Source organism: Caldimonas sp., assembly GCF_046289365.1.
Taxonomy (GTDB): Bacteria; Pseudomonadota; Gammaproteobacteria; order Burkholderiales; family Burkholderiaceae_C; genus Caldimonas.
The window spans coordinates 1-3175 of sequence record NZ_JBKBVU010000271.1; the positions used below are offsets into that span (position 1 = coordinate 1).

General features: G+C 65.3%; 4 protein-coding genes. 1 reads left to right on the plus strand and 3 read right to left on the minus strand.

Annotated elements, in window-relative coordinates; genetic code table 11:
• The 3 genes from ACK42S_RS16760 to grpE form a co-directional block, all read right to left on the minus strand.
• Positions 1–115, minus strand: a 115-nt coding sequence (locus ACK42S_RS16760; RefSeq protein WP_409710225.1) for a DnaJ domain-containing protein, incomplete at its 3' end; no start/stop codon positions are given.
• Between the two features lie 118 nt (positions 116–233).
• Complete coding sequence (gene dnaK, locus ACK42S_RS16765) at positions 234–2174, minus strand: molecular chaperone DnaK (protein ID WP_409710216.1); 1941 nt, start codon at positions 2172–2174, stop codon at positions 234–236.
• Between the two features lie 72 nt (positions 2175–2246).
• A complete protein-coding gene (grpE, locus tag ACK42S_RS16770) occupies positions 2247–2777 on the minus strand; it encodes a nucleotide exchange factor GrpE (RefSeq protein ID WP_409710219.1) in 531 nt (176 codons plus the stop codon).
• A 203-nt stretch (positions 2778–2980) separates the two neighbouring features.
• Here grpE and ACK42S_RS16775 point away from each other — a divergent pair.
• The coding region (locus ACK42S_RS16775) for a hypothetical protein (RefSeq protein WP_409710222.1) at positions 2981–3175 on the plus strand (195 nt) is incomplete at its 3' end.

The following is a 3175-nucleotide window of genomic DNA, read 5'->3' on the forward strand; positions in this document are numbered from 1 at the left end:
CCTGGTTGCGGTCCGGGTGGTATTTCATGGCCAACTTGCGGTAGGCCTTCTTGATGTCCTCGTCGGACGCATTCTTCGCCACGCCCAGGACGTCGTAGTAGTCGCGCTTTGCCATGTTCTAGGTCACCTTCAAACGCAAAGCCCCCGTGCGCAGTGTTCGCTGCCCACGGGGGTGCTTTCATCCCTGCCCCCGGCGGCTGGAGCCGCCAGCCCCGGGGGCGGGCCAGCGTCGATTACTTTTTGTCCTTCACTTCGGTGAACTCGGCATCCACCACGTTGTCGTCGGCGGGCTTGGCCGAGCTCTGGGCACCGGCGGCGGCATCGCCCTGGCCGGCGGCGGCCTGGGCCGCCTGCATCTCGGCATAGACCTTCTCGCCCAGCTTCTGGCTGGCCTTCATCAGCGCCTCACTCTTGGCTTCGATGGTGGCCTTGTCCTCGCCCTTGAGGGCTTCTTCGACGTCCTTGAGGGCCGACTCGATGGCTTCCTTCTCGGAGGCCTCGAGCTTGCTGCCATGCTCGCCCAGGGACTTGCGCACGCTGTGCACCAGGGCATCGGCCTGGTTGCGCGCCTGCACCAGTTCGAGCTTGCGCTTGTCCTCGGCGGCGTTGAGCTCGGCGTCCTTCACCATCTGCTGGATCTCTTCCTCAGTGAGGCCGGAGTTGGCCTTGATGGTGATCTTGTTCTCCTTGCCCGTGGCCTTGTCCTTGGCGCTCACATGCAGGATGCCGTTGGCGTCGATGTCGAAGGTCACCTCGATCTGGGGCACACCGCGCGGGGCCGGCGGGATGCCTTCGAGGTTGAACTCGCCCAGCAACTTGTTGCCCGCCGCCATCTCGCGTTCGCCCTGGTAGACCTTGATCGTCACGGCCGGCTGGTTGTCGTCGGCCGTCGAGAAGACCTGCGAGAACTTGGTCGGGATGGTGGTGTTCTTGCTGATCATCTTGGTCATCACGCCGCCCAAGGTCTCGATGCCCAGGGACAGCGGAGTGACGTCGAGCAGCAGCACGTCCTTGCGGTCGCCGGCCAGGACCGAGCCCTGGATGGCCGCGCCCACGGCCACGGCCTCGTCGGGGTTGACGTCCTTGCGCGGATCCTTGCCGAAGAACTCCTTGACCTTTTCCTGCACCTTGGGCATGCGGGTCATGCCGCCGACCAGGATCACGTCGTCGATGTCACTCACCTTCACGCCGGCATCCTTGATGGCGATGCGGCAGGGCTCGATGGTGCGCTCGATCAGGTCCTCGACCAGGGCCTCGAGCTTGGCGCGCGTGAGCTTGATGTTCAGGTGCTTCGGCCCGGAGGCATCGGCCGTGATGTAGGGCAGGTTGATGTCGGTCTGCGAGCTGTTGGACAGCTCGATCTTGGCCTTCTCGGCGGCCTCCTTCAGGCGCTGCAGCGCCAGCACGTCCTTGGTCAGGTCGACGCCTTGCTCCTTCTTGAACTCGCCGATGATGTAGTCGATGATGCGCTGGTCGAAGTCCTCGCCGCCCAGGAAGGTGTCGCCGTTGGTGGACAGCACCTCGAACTGCTTTTCGCCATCCACGTCGGCGATCTCGATGATGGAGATGTCGAAGGTGCCGCCGCCCAGGTCATAGACGGCGATCTTGCGGTCGCCCTTGGCGGTCTTGTCCAGGCCGAAGGCCAGCGCGGCCGCGGTCGGCTCGTTGATGATGCGCTTGACCTCCAGGCCGGCGATGCGGCCGGCGTCCTTGGTGGCCTGGCGCTGGCTGTCGTTGAAGTAGGCCGGCACGGTGATCACGGCCTCGGTGACGGGCTCGCCCAGGTAGTCCTCGGCGGTCTTCTTCATCTTGCGCAGCACCTCGGCGCTGACCTGCGGGGGGGCGAGCTTCTTGCCGCGCACTTCGACCCAGGCGTCGCCGTTGTCGGCCTGCACGATGGAGTAGGGCATCAGGTCGATGTCCTTCTGCACTTCCTTCTCGGTGAACTTGCGGCCGATCAGGCGCTTGACGGCGTACAGGGTGTTCTTGGGGTTGGTGACCGCCTGGCGCTTGGCGGGGGCACCGACCAGCACCTCGCCGTCTTCCATGTAGGCCACGATCGAGGGCGTCGTGCGGGCGCCCTCGCTGTTTTCAATGACCTTGGGCGTGTTGCCTTCCATGATGGCCACGCACGAGTTCGTGGTGCCCAGGTCGATGCCGATGATTTTTGCCATGTTGGGTGCTCCTGATCTGAGGAATTCGGTTGTCCGCTACTTGTGGATAAGTGAAGGGCTTTTCAAGAGGGGTCAGCGGGATGCCGCCACAGTGACCAGGGCCGGGCGCAGCACCCGCTCGGCAATCACGTAGCCCTTTTGCAGCACGGCCACGACGGTGTTGGGCTCCTGCTCGGCCGGCACCATGCTGATGGCCTGGTGTTGATGGGGGTCGAACCTGTCGCCGCTGGCCGGGTTCACCTCGAGCACCTTGTTGCGCTCCAAGGCCTGGGTGAGCAGGCGCAGTGTGGCATGCACGCCCTCGCGCATTTGCTCCAGGGTGGCGTTCTCGACCGCCAGGGCCGCCTCCAGGCTGTCCTTCACGGGCAGCAGGCTCTCGGCGAACGCCTCGATGGCGAACTTGCGCGACTTGGCGATTTCCTCCTCAGAGCGGCGGCGGGTGTTCTCGACCTCGGCCTTGGCACGCAGGTAGGCGTCAGACACCTCGGCATGCCGGGCCTCGAGTTCGGCCAGCTTCTGTTCAAGGGCCACCTGTTCGGCCGGCTTGGCCGTCAGTTCGGGGGCAGGGGCTTGATTCTGTTCAGGATTTTGCGGTTCTGTCATGTCGTGGTTCCCATCGAGTGGCGCGCAGATGGGGGCGTGCCCCGGGAGTTCAAGAGGCCAAGGGCGGCCTTGGACAGCAAAATTGCGCATTTTGCCGGCAATCGGCCTCGGCCGGGTCGGCCGCTCCCCGAAGCGGGGGACGCCTGGGAATCTTGCGCAAGGTAGGATGTGGACCTGAACCTGTGAACCGGTCCCATTCGCCCGTGGGCACCCCTTCCTCTGCCGAGCCCATCGACTCCCGTGCGGGGGCGCCGGGTGCGCGCCGTGCCGACCTGGCCTTGCGCACCGCGCTGGCGCTGGCCACCCCCGTGGTGCGCTGGCTGCTGCGCCAGGGGGTGCAGTATGGGGCTTTCGTTGCGGCGCTCAAGCGTGTCTTCGTGGAGGTGGCGGGCGAGGAA